15 protein-coding genes and 1 other annotated feature are annotated in these 16,138 nt (G+C 38.2%); of the genes, 4 read left to right on the forward strand and 11 right to left on the reverse strand.

What is annotated here, in order from left to right; genetic code table 11:
- Positions 1-89: 89 nt before the first annotated feature.
- From A5889_RS02795 to A5889_RS02805, 3 genes are all read left to right on the forward strand, one after another.
- On the forward strand, positions 90-725 hold the full coding sequence (locus A5889_RS02795) for a helix-turn-helix transcriptional regulator (RefSeq protein ID WP_087640340.1): 636 nt from the start codon (positions 90-92) through the stop codon (positions 723-725).
- A 77-nt stretch (positions 726-802) separates the two neighbouring features.
- Positions 803-1,615, forward strand: coding sequence for a pyruvate, water dikinase regulatory protein (locus A5889_RS02800; RefSeq protein WP_087640341.1), 813 nt, complete (start codon positions 803-805; stop codon positions 1,613-1,615).
- Positions 1,616-1,631: 16 nt separating this feature from the next.
- Positions 1,632-3,545, forward strand: a complete 1,914-nt coding sequence (locus A5889_RS02805; protein WP_087640342.1) for a fructose-1,6-bisphosphatase — start codon at positions 1,632-1,634, stop codon at positions 3,543-3,545.
- A 139-nt stretch (positions 3,546-3,684) separates the two neighbouring features.
- On the opposite strand, the gene A5889_RS02810 is transcribed toward A5889_RS02805, so the two are convergent.
- Both A5889_RS02810 and A5889_RS02815 read right to left on the reverse strand, forming a co-directional pair.
- A complete protein-coding gene (locus A5889_RS02810) occupies positions 3,685-4,344 on the reverse strand; it encodes an ABC transporter ATP-binding protein (protein WP_087640343.1) in 660 nt (219 codons plus the stop codon).
- A gap of 15 nt (positions 4,345-4,359) precedes the next feature.
- Positions 4,360-5,901 carry an ABC transporter permease gene (locus tag A5889_RS02815; RefSeq protein ID WP_087640344.1) on the reverse strand — a complete coding sequence of 514 codons (1,542 nt, stop codon included), beginning with the start codon at positions 5,899-5,901 and terminating at the stop codon, positions 4,360-4,362.
- A gap of 214 nt (positions 5,902-6,115) precedes the next feature.
- Here A5889_RS02815 and A5889_RS02820 point away from each other — a divergent pair, with 214 nt between their 5' ends.
- Positions 6,116-7,057, forward strand: coding sequence for a serine hydrolase (locus tag A5889_RS02820; RefSeq protein WP_087640446.1), 942 nt, complete (start codon positions 6,116-6,118; stop codon positions 7,055-7,057).
- Between the two features lie 47 nt (positions 7,058-7,104).
- On the opposite strand, the gene A5889_RS02825 is transcribed toward A5889_RS02820, so the two are convergent.
- From A5889_RS02825 to A5889_RS02865, 9 genes are all read right to left on the reverse strand, one after another.
- Entirely contained in the window at positions 7,105-7,737 is a 633-nt protein-coding gene (locus A5889_RS02825; protein ID WP_087640345.1) for a V-type ATP synthase subunit D, read from the reverse strand.
- A 6-nt stretch (positions 7,738-7,743) separates the two neighbouring features.
- Entirely contained in the window at positions 7,744-9,120 is a 1,377-nt protein-coding gene (locus tag A5889_RS02830; RefSeq protein ID WP_087640346.1) for a V-type ATP synthase subunit B, read from the reverse strand.
- Entirely contained in the window at positions 9,113-10,894 is a 1,782-nt protein-coding gene (locus A5889_RS02835; protein ID WP_176372783.1) for a V-type ATP synthase subunit A, read from the reverse strand. The genes A5889_RS02830 and A5889_RS02835 overlap by 8 nt, the downstream gene beginning before the upstream one ends.
- Positions 10,895-11,134: 240 nt before the next feature.
- Positions 11,135-11,446: a V-type ATP synthase subunit F gene (locus A5889_RS02840; protein WP_087640348.1), complete on the reverse strand. Its 312-nt coding sequence runs from the start codon at positions 11,444-11,446 to the stop codon at positions 11,135-11,137.
- The gene (locus A5889_RS02845) at positions 11,436-12,437 is read right to left on the reverse strand and encodes a V-type ATPase subunit (RefSeq protein WP_087640349.1); all 1,002 of its coding nucleotides are present in this window, start codon (positions 12,435-12,437) and stop codon (positions 11,436-11,438) included. Before A5889_RS02845 ends, A5889_RS02840 begins: the two co-directional genes overlap by 11 nt.
- 41 nt (positions 12,438-12,478) lie before the next feature.
- A complete protein-coding gene (locus A5889_RS02850) occupies positions 12,479-13,060 on the reverse strand; it encodes a hypothetical protein (protein WP_087640350.1) in 582 nt (193 codons plus the stop codon).
- Positions 13,061-13,073: 13 nt separating this feature from the next.
- The gene (locus A5889_RS02855) at positions 13,074-13,547 is read right to left on the reverse strand and encodes a V-type ATP synthase subunit K (protein ID WP_087640351.1); all 474 of its coding nucleotides are present in this window, start codon (positions 13,545-13,547) and stop codon (positions 13,074-13,076) included.
- Positions 13,548-13,570: 23 nt separating this feature from the next.
- The gene (locus tag A5889_RS02860) at positions 13,571-15,565 is read right to left on the reverse strand and encodes a V-type ATP synthase subunit I (RefSeq protein WP_087640352.1); all 1,995 of its coding nucleotides are present in this window, start codon (positions 15,563-15,565) and stop codon (positions 13,571-13,573) included.
- Positions 15,552-15,878, reverse strand: a complete 327-nt coding sequence (locus tag A5889_RS02865; protein ID WP_087640353.1) for a hypothetical protein — start codon at positions 15,876-15,878, stop codon at positions 15,552-15,554. Before A5889_RS02865 ends, A5889_RS02860 begins: the two co-directional genes overlap by 14 nt.
- A 154-nt stretch (positions 15,879-16,032) precedes the next feature.
- Positions 16,033-16,080 (reverse strand) — a sequence feature (sodium ion sensor (DUF1646 type); this cis-regulatory element may regulate processes involved in with the transportation of sodium ions).
- Positions 16,081-16,138 lie beyond the last annotated feature (58 nt).

A 16,138-nucleotide genomic window follows, 5' to 3' on the forward strand; every position in this document is an offset into this window, starting at 1 on the left:
TAATAGTGTATCTTTTTTTTATTGTTGCATTATTTTTATAAGAAATATATAATCATTAGTGTGTCACATTTAGAAAGTAGGTCGATAAAATGAAACTCACCTCTAGGCAATTAGAGATTATCAAGATCGTCAAAGAAAACGAACCGATCAGTGGTGACAGTATCGCAAGTACACTTGGCCTAAGCCGAGCGACTCTAAGAAGTGACTTAGCGATTTTGACGATGACGGGGCTACTGGATGCCAGACCTAAAGTTGGATATTTTTACACTGGACAAACCATTGAACCGTTACTTTATGAAAAATTATATAAAAAAACTGTGGAGGATATCCTTTTACCGCCAATACTCATCCACCAAGGAACCACTGTTTATGATGCTGTTACTAATCTATTTATGTATGATGTCGGCTCATTATATGTAAAAGATGATAGCGATGAACTGATCGGTGTGCTTTCTCGAAAAGATCTACTGCGTGCTGCAATCAGTAACCCAAATACAGAAAAAACGCCTGTTGCAATGATCATGAGCAGAATGCCGAATATCATTACGATAACAAAAGATCGCACGATTTTAGAAGCAGGCGGTCTATTACTTCAGCATAGTATCGATACCTTACCTGTCGTGGAAATCGATAATCCTAAGAAAGTTATCGGTAAAGTAACAAAAAGCAGAATCATGGCGTATTTCATCAATGCTGGTAATGAAATCGAAAAAGAAAATTATTAGTTTTTGGGTTCTATTTTTTCAATGATATATCACAATAAAATCAGCTGTTAACCATTGCAGCAAAGGAGAGTTTATTCATGCAAAAAAACAAAATCAATATTTACTTAGTTTCCGATTCCGTAGGTGAAACGGCTCAAAAAATCATCTCAGCCGTTTCTGCGCAATATCCAGATATCGATATGAGTGATATCCAACGGTTCCCTTTTATTACAGATGAAGAATTATTACAACCGATCTTAAAAGACGCCCTTCATGATAAAGCTGTCGTCGTTACAACTTTAGTGAATAAAAAATTAGTTCAGCTAGTGAAAGAATTTTCGGATCGTACCGGCTTACAATTTGTGGATTATATGAGTCCTTTAAGTGAGATCGTGGAAGGAACATTTGGTGTCCAGCCTCTACAAGAACCTGGTGCTCTGCATAAATTGAACGAACAATATTTCAGCCGTGTTTCCGCTATTGAATTCGCTGTCCGATACGATGACGGAAAAGATCCGAAAGGCTTCCTTGAAGCCGATTATGTCCTTTTAGGCGTATCCCGCACCTCCAAGACACCACTAAGCATGTATATGGCAAATCGAAACCACAAAGTGGCTAATTTACCATTGATTCCAGAAGTTGCATTACCAGCAGAACTGGACCAGATCGATCCTAAAAAAATCATTGGTTTAACAACGACGATCGATAGTTTGATGGATATTCGTAAATCTCGCCTCCATTCACTTGGTCTGAAAGAAGATTCGGCTTATACGAATGCAGATCGAATTCAGGAAGAATTAGATTATGCAGCCGAAGTTTTCGCAAAATATAACGCGCTTGTGATCGATGTAAATAAAAAATCGATCGAAGAAACAACAACGATCATTGAAGATTTAACACAAAATAAATAATCAAGGGGACCTGCAGATGAAAGATTGTCGTAATGAAGAATTGATTGCTGAAATCATTAATCTAGAAGCAATTTTGAACCTGCCAAAAGGAACAGAGCATTTTATCAGTGATCTACATGGAGAATATGAAGCGTTCAATCATATCTTAAGAAACGGCTCTGGAAGTATTCGAGAAAAAGTTCACGCCTTATTCAAGCAAGAATTAACGAATGAACAGATGGATGAGCTATGCTTTTTAATTTATTACCCTGAAGAAAAAATAAATACTTTAAAACAAGTTCATTCCCTAAACTCTGACTGGTGGTTCGATGCGATCGAACGCTTGCTGAGTATCGTTCGTTTTTCATCGAGTAAATATACTCGTTCTAAAGTTCGTAAAGCTTTACCGAAAACATATGCTTATATTTTAGAAGAATTGATTTATCAATATGATGAAACAACGGATAAAAAAGCTTATTACCGTCAAATTATTCAAAAAATCATCGATCTCGGAACTGCTGAACGTTTTGTAACTGATTTAGCTTATTTGATCCAGCGTTTTGTCATCGATCACCTTCATGTGATCGGCGACATCTACGATCGCGGACCGTATCCCGATAAAATCATGGATGCTTTGATCGACTATCATTCTCTTGATATCCAGTGGGGAAATCACGATATTATTTGGCTTGGTGCTGTGAGCGGATCAAAAGCATGTCTCGCAAATGTCTTACGAATTTCTGCACGATATGGCAATCTTGATTTGTTAGAAGACAATTATGGCATCGATTTATCTGCTTTAAGAACATTTAGCCGAAAAAAATACCAAGAGAATTTTAAGTTCAAACCTAAAAGCAATCCCTACCGCAAACTTTCGATCACAGAAATCACAGACGCTATGAAAATCCAACAGGCAATGGCAGTCATTCAAGAAAAGTTGGAAGGACAACTGATTCAAAGAAGGCCTGAATTTATGATGACTCCTCGTTTGTTGCTGGATAAAATCCATAATGGACAAATAATGCTAGATCATGTTACCTACCCGTTGGTGAATGAATGTTTTCAAACTGTCGACTGGTCCGATCCTTATCGATTGACCTCAGAAGAAGAAGCTGTGATCACTGATTTACTGCACCAATTTCAACATGCTGAAAGACTCAATCAGCATATGGCTTTTCTCATTGACAAAGGGGCACTTTACTTACCATACAACAATAATTTATTGATCCACGGCTGTATTCCCTTACATCCAAATGGAACTTTTCAATCGATCACCTTTGATGGTCGGGCCTATGCTGGAAAACAATTACTCGATTTTTTTGAAAGCAACATCAGACGAGCGTTCGATCAACCTTGGCAAACTGAAGATTTTGCAACTGATCTAATCTGGTATTTATGGTGTGGTGAATGTTCTTCTCTCTTCGGTAAAAAGGCGATGAAAACCTTTGAACGCTATTTTATAGAAGATAAAAGCACTCATCTGGAAGAAAAAAATGCGTATTACATATTAAGAAATGATCCCGAGATTTGTCAAAAAATACTGCATGCGTTTCGTTTAAACCTTGAGAATGCTCATATCATCAACGGACATACACCCGTTAAAACGATCAAAGGAGAGTCGCCGATCAAAGCACAGGGTAAAATGCTGGTCATCGATGGCGGCTTTTCAAAAGCCTATCAAAGTGTTACAGGAATTGCAGGTTACACCCTTTTGTATAACTCATTTGGCATGCAGTTAGCTGCTCATAAACCATTTTCAGATAAACAAGCAGCCATTAAACAAAATCAAGATATTCTTTCCAACAGACAAATCGTTGATCGGCAAATCAAGCGTTTGAAAGTCAAAGATACAACGATCGGAGCATCTTTAATCGCAGAAGCAAACTCTTTAAAAAAAAAATTAGGCAGATCAACACAAATAAAAGATACGATTGAGACAAAAATCGATTAGACTTGAGCAATATGAAATCGAGCAATACTAAAAGCGTATTGCTCGATTTTGTAAAATCACTGTTTTGGCGATCGTTTCTTACGTTTTAGAGTGCGAAGCAAAACCGATTTTTAGTTTTGTCTCGCACTCATCTTTGTATTTATTCCACCATCATAAACTCTTGATTTTTTAATTCATATACTTTATCACAAGCTTTAGCTACCTCTTGCTCGTGTGTCACAATGATGATGCATTTTTGTTGATCATGAGCTACTTTTTGAAAAAGCTGAACAATGTCTTTAGAAGTTTTTTCATCCAAATTTCCTGTGGGTTCATCTGCCACGATCAATTCATGATCACAACACAACGCTCTGACGATCGCTACTCTTTGTTGTTGACCACCTGATAATTGGGCGACATTTTTTTTAGCTAATCCTTCGTCGATACCTACACTTGCTAGATTTTCTAGCGCATAAGCTTTTTTATCTTCCTGCTTTGAACTTGAGATCGACATTGCGGTCAACACATTATCCAACGCTGACATATAAGGGAGCAGATTATACGCTTGGAAAATAATCGACACATCATTTTTACGATAATTCCTCAGACCGATCTTTGCCAGCGATTCTCCGTTATAGAGAACCGTTCCTGTTTTAGGCTGATCTAATCCAGCAATCAATGAAAGAAAGGTTGTTTTTCCTGAACCGCTTGCTCCTAAAATAGCGTACATTTTTCCTCGTTGAAATTCTAAGTTTACATGTTTATATAGGTATTCTTCTTCGTTTTTATACCAGTAACCTACCTCTTGTGTCTGTAACATCGCAATTCCTCTTTTCTATGTTGTTAAGATTTTTTTAGGTTGTAATCTTAAAATCCCGATCGATGATAATACAATTGAAAAGAAACTGATCAGTACACCCAGACCCGCTAAAATCGCGATTTCTTTTGGCTGAACCGAAATATTCAGATTTTCAATGGCTTGAGCAGCTTCTGCTGAACTTGCACCAATGCCGCTCATCCCTCTACCCATACCTCCACCGTTAGGTCTGCCGCCTTGCTGATCGCCGCCTGGCATCCCATTCGGTCCGGCTTGATCAGTTGTCGATTGTTGTGCTGACTGCGTTTGTTGATCGATCAACTGCTCACCAACGACATTTCCTACGATATTCCCACTAAAAGTAGCAATAATCAACGCAACGATCATACAAACAATGATCTCACTGAAAAATTGCAGTACTACTTTAAAGCGAGATTCGCCTAAAGATAGTAATACGCCAATCTCATATCGTCTTTCCCTGATTGTCATCATCACGATCAACGTTAAAATAATTACACCTGCAACAGCGACCAAGATCACGATATTTTTGGCAAAACTAGCAACATTGTTCAATGGTTGAAGCATTTGTTGATACGCTTGGTCATTTGTTTGCAAACTGAAACTTTCAGTATCGATCAATTTCTCAGCTGCAGCTACAAAACTATCCATTTCTTTCGGATCTTCCAATGTATACGAAGCAGAATCGATCGTACCTGCTGAATCTTCTCCTTTTAACGTATTTGCTAATGTATAAGAAGTGTATAAGGTATTTGCAGGATTTAAGAAGTTGAACATCATGCCCATACTATCACCATTCTCAGATGTTTTATAAATACCTTTTATCGTCAATTCGTATGTTTTTTCATCATCTTCTGGATCAGTTATTTTGAATGTGTCACCGACAGCTAAATCATTTGCCTGCGCCAATGTTTCTTCGATCACTACATTATTTGTATCCTTATCTGATTCACTGATCGCTTCACCACTGGTTATTTCCGCTGTACCACTAGAAAAATCACTAGCCATCGTCAAATCCATCACACCGCTGACTTGAAAATCACTTTGCTTCATATTAGCCATTGGACCGCCGCCCATTTGTCCTCCTGACTGCATCTGACCGTCAGGATTTTCTCCACCAGCTTGTTCACTATCGCTAGATTCAGATGTGGCTGTGTCGCTATCTTCACTAGAAATTGGTGTGATCCCTTCTCCTGCTCCAGCAGAAGATGATGATAGAAATGAATATGTTTTGACATTTGCCAATTCTGCAATTTTTTGCGCATCTTCTAAAGAAACGGGTGTCAAACTGAAGCTTCCAGGATCGGGTCTTTCACCAGACGCGCTATCCTGATTTTTTTTCATTGCTGCTTCACGGTTTGCTGAAAGTGTCACAGTCGCTCCAACACTTTTCTTTGCATTTTCTGTTGCTGTCAACGCAGCACTTTGAATCGTTAAACCGGCTAAGACAAAAATCAATATTGCTGAAAATACAGCACATAATAGGAATGTCCGCCCCTTCTTTGCTCTCATACTTAATAATGCTCGTTTGATAAAATTCATATGATTCCTCCTAAGTTTCCTTGTGAACAAAGATTACTTTAATCTTGTTACCTTAAACAGAACTTAAAGAAAGCTATTTTCTTTTGATTTTAATCTTTGTCCGCGGAGCCTTGCAAAACAAGAGGAAAAATGATTAAATGGTTGTGTCGTATTTTTTGATCCATAATAAATGAATGTACTAGAAGGGAACGAAGGGTATTTGGAAAAAAAGAAAATGACTCTATATGGGATGATTTTTTCAATTTGCTTCTTCTTGATCGTATCCTTCTTTTTTTCTCCTCATACAATAGATTACGCAAAAGAAGCTGAGGCAAATGAAAAAAGTGATATGCCATTAAAAACTATTTCAGCAGCCGCTTCAAAACCAGATCTTCCTGAAGAAAAAGCAGATCCTTCACTCATTGCCTTTTATAAAAAAATCGAGCAGTCAATGAAGAATGCCCGTGATTCTTTCAATGGGGATGTTGGAATGACCTATGTCGATCTGACTACTGGAAAGCAGATCTCTGTAAATGGCACACAAGAATTTTACAGTGCCAGCACCATCAAGGTTCCTTTGGCAATGATGATCGCAGATAAAGTCCAAGCTGGAGAATTAAAATGGGACGATCAATTGGTTTATAATGAAAAAGAAGATTATGAGGATGGAACAGGGATTATCATCAATAATATCCAGCCCACTTATTCCGTTAGAACATTACAGGAATATAATATTATCTATTCTGATAATATTGCTAAAAATATGCTTTATGGTACTTTTGGCGATGATGTAAAAGCTAAAAAAGCGCTCTATGCTCATTTTCTGCAAAAAGAAACCCAATGGGATGATGCGAAATTCACTTCCGAAGACGCAGCAAAGATCCTTAAGATTTTGTATGACGAAAAAGCAACAAATTCTGAATACCAAGCGATTTATGCTTATATGAAAAATACAGTCTTCCATGAACGAATGGATACACCAACAACCTCTGGAAAGGTTGCTCATAAGATCGGTTCTTATGCAGGATTTTTACATGATATTGGTATTTTAGAAACAGAACATCCTTTTATTTTAACCGTTTTTACTAATGGACAAACAAATGAGGGTATTTCTTTTATCGCAAGTGTTACTGATCAATTGTGGATGATCCAAAGTAATGACTATCCCAAAAAATAAAGAGCCGAACAAAACTAAAAATCAGTTTTGTTCGGCTCTTTATTTTTTTAATTTCCACCCATATTTTTGATTTTGATCAATCGGGTGATTTCACTTCTTTCATTTTCTTCGAGTTTCATCTGTATATAGTAAATCGTTTCTTCTAATTGCGGAATCGTCATATATTCTAGTGCATTTACTCGTCTTCTGGTTTTTTCGATTTCTTCTGACATCAATTGACAGGTTTTTTCGACCTCAGCTAATTCTAAAAGCTTTGGCAGAATCGATGAAAGCTTAACAAACACACTATCTAGTTCTGCATTTGAATTTAAGTACCCATAGTTCAACGGTGCTTCGACCACTGCTTCATCGTAATGAAAATTCATCGTTGGTACAGTAACACTCATGATATTTTTTTCGATCACATCCAGAGTTACTTCATTTGCAGGTATAGCAACTAATTCCTCAATAAAAGCTTCATTCAATGTTGCATTAGCTAAGACAAAATTAGACAAAGCTGTTGCTAGTTCCTTTTCAACGTCCAACCTCAAGGTATTATTTTTCTTGATCAACAAAATAAAACGACGCATCAATTCATCTTGTTTATCTTTCAATAGTTTATGTCCGCGGCTAGCTGTACCTAATTGTTTTTTTAAACGAGAGAGTTCCATTCGCGTTGGATTCACATTCAATCGAGCCACAATCGATCACTCTCCTTCAGTAAGATACTCATCCAGCATGTCATCTTTGATCCGCTTCAATTCTGTTCTAGGCAGCATAGACAACAACTCCCAGCCTAGATCTAATGTTTCTGAAATAGAACGGTTTGTATAAAACCCTTGATTGACATATTCTGCTTCAAAGCGATCAGCAAATTTTGCATAAATTTTATCAACATCTGATAGTGCTGACTCACCTAATACGACCGCCAACTCTTTGGCCTGTTTTCCTTGCGCATAAGCAGCAAATAGTTGATTCATTGTCGCCGCATGATCTGCCCTTGTCTTACCTTCACCTGTTCCTTTGTCTTTCAAACGTGATAATGATGGCAATACATCGATCGGCGGCTGAATCCCGCTTTTATATAGATCTCTGGACAAGATGATTTGCCCTTCAGTGATATAACCAGTCAAATCGGGAATAGGATGTGTTTTATCTTCTTCCGGCATGGTCAAAATCGGAATCTGCGTTACTGAACCTTTTAATCCGTTGATTCTTCCTGCCCGCTCATAAAGAGTTGCCAAATTTGTATACAAATAGCCTGGATAGCCTCGACGTCCTGGTACTTCACGACGAGCAGCTGAGATTTCACGCAACGCTTCACAGTAATTGGTCATATCTGTCATGATCACTAAAACATGCATGCCTTTTTCATAAGCTAGATACTCAGCCGCGGTCAGAGCCATTCGTGGTGTTGCGATTCGCTCGATCGCAGGATCATTTGCCAGATTCATAAACATCACTGAACGGTCGATCGCTCCTGTTTGTCTAAAATCTTCCATGAAAAATTCTGCTTCTTCAAATGTGATTCCGATTGCCGCAAAAACGACCGCAAATTCTTCTTCACTATTCAGCACATTTGCTTGACGAGCGATTTGAGCAGCTAGCTCCTTATGCGGCAACCCAGACGCTGAAAAGACTGGTAACTTTTGTCCACGAACTAATGTATTCAAATGATCGATTGCAGAAATCCCTGTCTGGATAAATTCATCTGGATAATCTCTGGCAACCGGATTGATTACCTCTCCATTGATGTCCACCATTTTCTCTGGTAAAATTTCCGGACCATTATCTTTGGGACGACCTAGACCGTCAAAAATCCTTCCGACCATATCTTCTGAAACGCCAAGTTCTAGCGGATGACCTAAAAAACGGACTTTAGAATCACGTAGATTGATGCCGCTTGTTCCTTCGAAGATTTGAACCATCGCTTTATCACCGTTGATTTCTAAAACCTGTCCACGTCGAATTTCACCATTTTGCATCCGAACTTCGATCAATTCTTCATATTTGACTCCTTCGACTTTTTCAACGATCATCAAGGGACCGACAATTTCATTAATCGTACGATATTCCTTAATCATTTGTCATCCCTCCATCTGCGATGATTTGCTTTATTGTCTGTTTGATCTCATCGACCAGTGTATCTAAACGTTCAATTTGTGTTTCTGGTACGTATTTACTTCTAGCAATCTGATCTCTTAAATCAACAGTCCCAGACATGATTTCACTCAAGTAGGCTCCTAATTCTAGAGCTGTTTGACCTTCTTTATAAAACGTCAAAATCAACTGAAGCATTTTATATTGTTTTTCTCGTGATGTGAATGTATCAACATCATCAAAGGCATTTTGCTGCAAATAATCCTCTCTAAGCGATTTTGCCACCTCTAAAGTCAAACGGTCTTTATCTGATAAAGAATCGATCCCGACTAGACGAACGATCTCCTCAAGCTGTGACTCTTCTTGTAAAATGCGCATTCCTTCTGTTACCATACCAGACCAATTGACCTGCAGCTGCTGATCCAGCTCTTTTCCGACTTCTGACGCATACAAAGAGTAGCTTTGAAGCCAGTTTATCGAAGGAAAATGACGCTTTTGCGCTAAAGTAGCATCTAGCCCCCAGAAAACTTTTACCACACGTAAGGTGTTTTGCGTTACTGGCTCAGAAATGTCTCCCCCAGAAGGTGATACTGCACTGATTGCCGTAATACTGCCCTCCCGGTGTTCTTTGCCTAAAGTCACTACTTGTCCAGCACGCTCATAATATTCTGCTAAACGACTTCCAAGATATGCTGGATAGCCTTCATCTCCGGGCATTTCTTCTAAACGTCCGCTCATTTCACGTAATGCCTCTGCCCAACGAGAAGTTGAATCTGCCATGATCGCCACAGAATAGCCCATATCACGGAAATACTCTGCGATAGTGATTCCTGTATAGATCGATGCTTCACGCGCAGCTACAGGCATATTAGACGTATTTGCGATCAAAACTGTTCGCTCCATCACTGATTCACCTGTATTTGGATCGATCAATTCAGGAAACTCATTTAAAACATCTGTCATTTCATTTCCGCGTTCACCGCAACCAACATAAACAACTAAATCAACATCAGCCCACTTGGCGATTTGATGCTGAACCACTGTTTTTCCTGCTCCAAAAGGACCAGGAACTGCTGCTGCCCCACCTTTTGTCACTGGGAAAAAAGTATCGATCACTCGCTGACCAGTCAGCAAGGGAACATTAGGATTCAACTTTTCTGAAATCGGACGACTTCGGCGAACAGGCCATTTTTGCATCATCGTAAATTCTTTTTCACCTGTCGCTGTTTCAATAATATAAATTGTTTCTTCGATTGTAAATTCGCCCTGCTTGACTTCTTTTACGGTTCCCTTGATTCCAACAGGAACCATGATTTTATGTGCGATGACTTTTGTTTCTTGAACTGAACCGATCACATCACCCGCTGAAACTTCTTCGCCAACAGACACACTTGGTTCAAACGTCCATTTCTTTGTTCGGTCCAGCGCTGGGATTTGAACTCCTCTACTTAAAAAATTACTCTTCGTCACCTCTGCAAAAGTGTCTAATGGGCGCTGGATCCCATCAAACATTTCAGAGATCAGCCCAGGTGCTAATTCAACAGATAACGCTTCTCCAGTTGTTATTACGGGCTCTCCTGGCCCGATCCCAGTCGTTTCTTCATATACTTGAATCGATGCTACATCACCGCGCATCTCAATAATTTCTCCAATAACACCTAATTCTCCGACCTGACAAATATCCTGAATACTTGCATCAGACATATTCTCTGCCATGACCAAAGGACCAGAAACTTTAATAATCGTACCAGTTTGCAAAATCATTCCTCCTATTCTAAAAAGCGTAGCAATCCATTTAGCTCTTGAACAAATTAGCAAACGACTTCAATGACGCTTTTTGGCATTTAAGACGGTTGTCTATTTGTTGAAAGAGCTGGGTTGCGCAGCTAGATTAACTAAAAAGCGTAGCAATCCGTTTAGCTCTTGAACAAATTAGCAAACGACTTCAATGACGCTTTTTGGCATTTAAGACGTTTATCTATTCGTTAACCGATTCATCTATAAAATATTCTGTCCTACTGCACGTTCTACATTATTTTGAATCTCCTTTAATCCGATCCCCTTGGTTCCGTTATGACTAGGAATCAAAATAATCGCCGGAGTTACTTCACTTTTATAACGCTCAATCGTTTCTATTGCTCGTTCAGAGGCGTCTTCTGTAATAAAAATGACACCATAACTTTTTTTAGCCATCGACTCGATCATTGCCCTTATTTGCTTAGCTGATTTTGCGTACACAACGTCAAATCCAAAAAGCTTAAACGGCATTACAGAATCTCTATCGCCGATCACTCCGATTTTATAAGCCATCTACTGCACGCATCCTTTCTCTCACCACATCCGCAGAAAAATTACTACGCTTACTGACTAAAATCAGTCGTAAATTTTTCCATTCAACCTCTTTTGCATTTAAAAAAGCTAACAGCGGCAGCGGGCCAAAAGCCATGATTTTTGATTTATCATATAAACCTGTCAAATAATCATCTTTCACCTTCTCAAAAGCAATCAAATCAAGCTCTTTTGTTTCTGATGAAACAATCGGTGCAAGAATTCCGCCAAGAGATATATTAAGTACAAACTCTGTAAAAGCAGCTAGAGATTGCTCACTGTAAGCTAAAAAATCAGATTTTGGAATACTCCCAGAACTTGATAAAACAGTCAATAGAAAGTTTTCATGCTGACCTTGGATGATTCCTCGTGCCATCGTGGATATATTCGTTAAATCGATAAAAGCCGTAACTTCATCAATAATATCCTTATATCCCAGCTTTTCAGCCAACCGTTTTTGATACGTCAGAAAGCTCCGATCATAAATAATATCGATCGCCTGAAATATAGAGGATTCTTGAAAATAGTCCAGCACTTCTAAAATCGCCTGCATCAGTTCGTCAGCTATTTCTGTCGACACACGTGTACGTATCGCACTTTTGATCGTTTCAATCGAATAACGTCCATCAGCAATAAATAAGTGATCCAGATTCTCTCCAGTCAACTCAGCTTTTGTCAATACTTTCAGATTATGGAATGTTATACGAGACGTATAAATATCGATGACTTCCGGTTCAGGAGCCAGCTCATATAGCCATTCAAATAAACGTCCTTTTTCTTTTGAATAAATATATTCAAAATCATCAACAAATCCTTCCGTCATGTAGGTACTATAAATTGTACTTTTTAGAATATCTTGAAGCTCTTCGATTGTTTTAGCATTCAATAATTGTTCATACTGTGCACTATTCAACAGTTCAGTCTCTTTTAGACGAATCAGCGGATTGATCTGATTATACGCGGTCTCTTTCATCTTGCCCCTCCTATCATAAAAACTTGATGCTAATAAACTCTCTATTTAAAAAGCATTTCTGCAATGGAAAAACTTTCCGCTCTCTTGATTTCCTGAACTAAACTTGGAAATAAGAAATTATACTCGATCCCATTTTGAGCAATGAGGAAACCGCCAACGCCTGGTATGAACTCTGGAAGTAAAGCTAACTCCAATTCATTTGGTTTATGATTTTCCAACCATTGCTCTGTCAACTTTCCTTTAGAGTACTCACCTAACTGTAGTTGTGCTTGACCAGTCAGTGTCAATTGATCAAGGATTTGCTTTGTAAATACTTGGAATTCATCTTCATTCCAACGATCCATTCGCTTGATCGCTTCTAAAAAAAGCTGCTCTAAATATCCTTGTTTTTGATTTAACGTTGCTTGTTTGATCTCCAATTGCTGACGGTTTTGTTTTTGTTTAAACGCTTTAATAGTTTGATCACTATTCTTTTCAATCAATTTATGTTCCTGTAACAGCAGTACTTCTTCTTGTTCTGCATAAGCCTCATCAATTCGTTTATATTCTACTTTCTTTAAATCAGTAACTTCTGCTGTTCCTTTTTCTAGAATTTGATCGACGATCTTTTCGATTGCATCCATATTTTTCCTCCTGTTACTTCACATTTAAGACAAGTAAGAATGAAATGACAAATCCAAGAATAGCATATGTTTCAACCATGGCAGCATAAATGATCCCTTTCGTTGCATGCTCAGGTTTTTTCGCTAAAATTTGAATCCCGGCAGCTGCAACACGCCCTTGGGCAATTCCTGAAAATAGACCAGCAAATGCGATCGGCAATGACGCAACAAAATAATCCATTCCTTGAACCATCGACATACTATTATCTAAATTAATGAAAATCAAAAAGGCGATAACGAAGCCATACAACCCTTGAGTACCTGGTAACAATTGAAGAATCAACGCTTGGCCGAATTTTTCCGGCTGTTCAGTCGTCAATGCTGCTGCCGCTTCTCCAGTGAACCCAACACCTTTTGCCGAACCAATCCCTGCTAAAATCGTCGCCATTGCCATTCCTAGTACTGCAAAAAGAATCCCACCATTATTATTGATCAAGTAATCTATCATATTTTTATTCCTCCACAATTCATCTATTTTTGTTTTTTCTCAACATTTACATATTTCTCTTCTGTTTTCAGTGGTTTGAATGCCCGTCCTCCACCTGTATAAAATTTCCCAAAAAACTCTACATACTGTAATCGTGCACCATGAACATACGCACCTAATAAGCTTAAAAATAAATTTAATGCGTGAAGAGCTACGATCAGTAAGATCCCTACACTAAAGCGAGCGAGTGGCGGCATAAAAGCAACCAGCATATTAAAGGCAGCTGCGATACTTCCACCGGAAATCCCTAGGGCCATTAAACGAGTATAGCTGACCAAGTCTCCAATATAACTCGTCAAACCATAGAGTCCGTATAAGCCTTTTGCCAACCCTTTTGCTTTTGATTTAGATTGAATCACAGGAACCGCGATAATCGATAAAGCCGAGATGATTGCCACTACGACACCGGCTGTAAATAATCCATCATTGTTAAGCAGCAGCATACCTACTACTGCGATCAATAAACCGACAAGCAGCCCCTGCCAAGCAAAGCTCTCACTAATACTTTCTAAATAACGTTTACGCTTCGTCAGTTCAATCCCATTGACCATCAACCCTGTCATCAATTGAATAAAACCAAACACAACAGACAGAATCAAGATCGTATTGACATCTTCAGTTGTGGACAAAATCGGAAATGGCAAGCTGATTCCAAAAAGCTCTTTCGGCAATCCTGCACCGAAAAATGAGCCATAGATAAACCCCCAAATAATTGTCGGAAACGACAAGATCAGAAAGAATTTAGCAAAACGTTTCATCCCTCTTGGCAATACAACGAATTTTTGTGCAAGAAAAGCTCCTATCAGCATCAACAGACCATAACCGATATCTGCCACCATCATTCCAAAAAAGACCATATAAAAAGGGGTCATGATAGGCGTTGGATCAATTTCCTCATATTTTGGTAAACTATACATCTCTGTCAGCATTTCAAATGGTGCGACAACCGGATTGTTTTTTAATTTCACTGGAATATCTTCTTGTATCTCACCTTTTGTCGGCTGATCAAATACGATGTAAATTTCATTTTTTGGTAAAGCTTCATCTAAAGCTGCCGTAAGTTCATCTTTCTCAGTTACAGGAATCCAGCCTTGTAAAATAAAAAAGTAACTCGTATTGATCAAATGCTTCTTCGCTTCTTCTCGATGAATATAAGCAAAGACCATCTCTTCTGCCAAATACAGCTCTTCTAAATGAGAACGATATGCTGCTAGTTCAGATTTCACTAGTTGCTCCTCTTCAACAAGAGCGCTTAAGGCTTCTTTTGTATGTTGATACGCTTCTTTTGGCAACTCTTCATATGGATAAACGAATTCATTGAAGCTGTATTTGTTTTCGATCTCAGCTACTACTTCTTTCATTTCGTTCAAATAGATCAAACTATAATACGCATGATTTTGACTATGATAAATTTCTTCAACATAGATCGAGGGATATCTCGAACAATCATTTAAAAAGTCCGGTTGGTTCGCTGAATTGATGGAACCAAGTAAAATCGTTGTTGTGTCTAATGAATTCTTTTTTGGTACGACATCCAAATACTGCCAGCGAGCAAGCAACTTTTCCCTAGTACGCAATTCTTTTCTTCTTACTTCAATAGAAGCAAGCTGCTTTTTCAATTTAGAAATGTCTTGTAAATAACCAATGATCGTTGGTTGATCAAATGCTTGCTCTAAAGATTCTAAGGTTTTGATCTGTCTTTTAAACGTACTCTTTTGACCTGTCTTTTCAGCAAAACGTTCAATAAAAATCAGCGCTTCCTGAATTTCGTTCAATATTTTCTGATACTCTTTCTGTTGGACATCGTCAACTTCCAGTATCGTTTCTGAGAAATGTTCTTTAAGATAATTGCTATCTACATTAGAATGAAAAAAATCTTTGATCTCTGTCATTTGCAATCCTTGAATCGTTTGAAGAATTGCTTCTTCATACTCAGCGGCTGCAATGATCGTCATTTTTTCCATTTTATTGACTGCCATAAACTTTTTTCACCCTCTCTATTATGTGATCAACGATAGCATCTTTCTTTTTTTCATATTTATTCCTAAACTCTTGATCTTGCTCTTTTGCTTCACTTAGTAATAATACTCTTTCTTGCTCAAGCTGCTCTGCCAACTGCCTCTCTCGATCTCGAAGCATCTTGCTGACTTTTTCCTGGCTTTCATCTTGTAATTGCTTGAATTTCTGCGCTTTTTTCTGCTCATATGTCAGGATTTCTTTTTGAGCAGTTTGACGCATTTCTTCAACTTTTTTTTCTGCATCTTGAATGCGCTCTAATGCTTCTAATACCATATTTTCACCCCTATTCTATGATTTCGATTAGTGTACTTATTATTATGAAGCGGATCACTTTTTATTACAATCAAAAAGGAATACACCATGCCCTCATCAAACGACATGATCTATCCCTTTTTTATAATAAAAAAGGGCACAAATTCAAACATCGTTCTTCTCACCCCTTGAAGAACCTGATCCTTGAAGCTTGCGCCCAACCATTTTTATTCACATGAATGTATCTTAGCAAAAACACTTTGAAATTACAATAATTTTTG

Source organism: Enterococcus sp. 9D6_DIV0238 (assembly GCF_002174455.2).
GTDB lineage: Bacteria > Bacillota > Bacilli > Lactobacillales > Enterococcaceae > Enterococcus_L > Enterococcus_L dunnyi.